General features: G+C 41.1%; 2 protein-coding genes. Both read left to right on the top strand.

Going from position 1 to position 2,414, the window contains the following annotated elements; genetic code table 11:
- Positions 1-1,210 (top strand): choice-of-anchor Q domain-containing protein (locus ACYTXL_RS25235; RefSeq protein WP_461927095.1); only part of this gene is annotated, 1,210 nt, incomplete at its 5' end.
- On the top strand, positions 1,153-1,449 hold the full coding sequence (locus ACYTXL_RS25230) for a hypothetical protein (RefSeq protein ID WP_461927094.1): 297 nt from the start codon (positions 1,153-1,155) through the stop codon (positions 1,447-1,449). The genes ACYTXL_RS25235 and ACYTXL_RS25230, both read left to right, overlap by 58 nt.
- The last annotated feature ends 965 nt before the right edge of the window (positions 1,450-2,414 follow it).

Here is a 2,414-nt window from a genome sequence, read left to right as displayed (position 1 = left end):
AGGGTTTACGCTTTTTAACTTTAATGGTTCAGCAGATAACTGGACAACAATAAAAGCTTATCCCGGGGCTACGCCGACGATAAAAACAACCGGAGGTGGCATTAATATATTTAGTTCATCCTACGTCCGGGTTGAAGGACTTGATCTAGAAGGCAATCGGCAAAACATCACTCTACAATATGCCTTACAACAGAAGAATAATCTCAACAACCCCTTAACTAATTCCAGTGGAATTGGAATTAAAAGCTGGAAAAATAGCCAAGGAGTAGGCGGTACTAATTCTCATCACATTGTCATCTCTGGTAACACAGTCCGTAACTTTCCAGGTGGAGGTATCGGAGCTATGGATTCAGACTACATCACATTTGAGAACAATATTGTGTCTGGAAACGCTTGGTATTCACCTTATGGTGATCAGGGATTGGGTCTTAATCGCACTTTTAACTTGAATAATAATACGACTGATTACAAAATGATTATCGAAGGCAATATTGTCTACGATAATCAAAGTTTGGTTCCGTGGAGTGCCACAGGCAAAATCACTGAAGGACATGGGATTATGCTTGATACTACTAATCAGAGTAAAGATGGCACACCCTATCTAGGCAAAACCTTAGTTGCAAATAATATAGTCTACAACAATGGCAACTCTGGCATTAACGCTTTTGCAGCGAAAAATGTAGATATTGTCAACAATACAGTTTACCAAAATAGCCGGGTTGTCGCTAACACCGGAGAGATTAAAGTCAATTACTCAGCGAATGTTACAGTCGAGAACAATATCATGTATGCCAGCAACAATCAAGCGGCAAATGTTCTTAACTATTCTACGAATGTCAACTTTGATCACAACCTTGTTTATAACTCGAATGTATTCCAAGCTTCAGATAATTTAAAGGCTATAGGATTGCAGAATATTTTGGGTAAAGATCCCCAATTTGTTGATGCAGCCCACGCGAATTTTGCGCTCAAACCTGGAAGTCCTGCGATCGATGCTGGTTCTAATGCCTTCAATAGCATCACTGGCGATGGTAATGGCACCGCAGTGATTGATATTGGTGCATACGAAGCCCCCCACCCCAGCGTCACCATCCCCAAGAACTTGAACAACATTGGCGGGTTTGACAATTCCATGGTGGCCTTAACGCTGGTATGGGTATTGATACGACCGCTGACTTCAATCATTCTCAAGCTGATAAGATTGTCCTGAGTAAGACCACCTTTACTGCCATTACTTCTGCTGTGGGAAGGGGTTTTAGTAAGGCTAGTGATTTTCAAATCACCAGTTTAGGGGCAGCTAGCAATGCTGTAATTGTCTACAACCCTATGAATGGGCAGTTACTATACAATCAAAATGGTAGGGCTCCTGGTTTCGGCAGTGGTGGTCAATTTGCACAACTTACGGGTGCGCCCACTCTTACTGCTTCCGACTTCATCATTCAAGCATAGTTGGGTCGGGTTAACTGAGTCCAAGTGTAATCCAAACATGAATCCACTTTCAATTAAATAGATCACAGACATCGGGGCGCAATATATTTGTGCCCCTAAAACTTTGCCATTAAATGTGCAAAGTTTTTAGTTTTTACGAATTATACAGACTGCGATATTCCCCAGGATTAACAAATTTAGCATCACTCCCAACGCCAAGCCTGCTCCTTCGCCTCAGCTAGTGACACCACCACGGTACTCAAGTAACAGCCATTCCAAAAAACATCTTTCCAATAAAAACCTTGCCAATGAATAGTAGACAGTAAATCAGCTTGAATTCATGCACCACCACCACTATCTGAACCAGCAATGGTTACAGCTACAGGTATTCTAAAGTTTATTTCAGTGTTCATATTATGCTCCCCTTCTCTACCAGACGCTACGCCAAGGGAGAAGTTCAGCTGATGGCGTTTAGTAGAGAAGGCATCGCTTCTTTAAAAATATTTAGAGAAACTTCATCAAATCCTCGCACAAAGCGCTCTCCATCCCCATATCAGTCTGAAAATTAACAGGGCTGACCACCTAATTGCGTAATATGTCCTATTTATTTTGTAAAAATAATAACTAGGTTCAGCGTATTTGCTGATAACAAGTGCCCTTTGTAAAGGTTAGTTTTAATACATAAGTCCACAAGGCTCAGTTACACCGCTTACAACAGGTTCGACTAAGTTCTTAAATTAGTTCCCTTAACTTAAGCGGTCAAGCGACTAAAGTTTTAACCAATTTAACTTTTACCACTGTAACTTTAAGTTCCCAGTTATTAGCCAAGGGTGCATTTTACCATACCGATTTGGCAACCTCCTAACCTAAGACAACGGATATCAATCGATAGATATCCCTGGTTTAACCATCAACGGTTGACAGGAGAAAAATTTTCAGTTTGACAACAGCCTTTCTACAACTGATGCGATTTCAAATCGCGTTCG

This window comes from Nostoc sp. (assembly GCF_054880495.1).
The sequence above is the reverse complement of the archived record's forward strand: the minus strand, read 5'-3'. Positions and strand labels throughout refer to the sequence as shown.

Coding starts and splice junctions, on each gene's coding strand:
- ACYTXL_RS25230 (WP_461927094.1), top strand. CDS start 1,153: ATGGGTATTGATACGACCGCTGACTTCAATCATTCTCAAGCTGATAAG.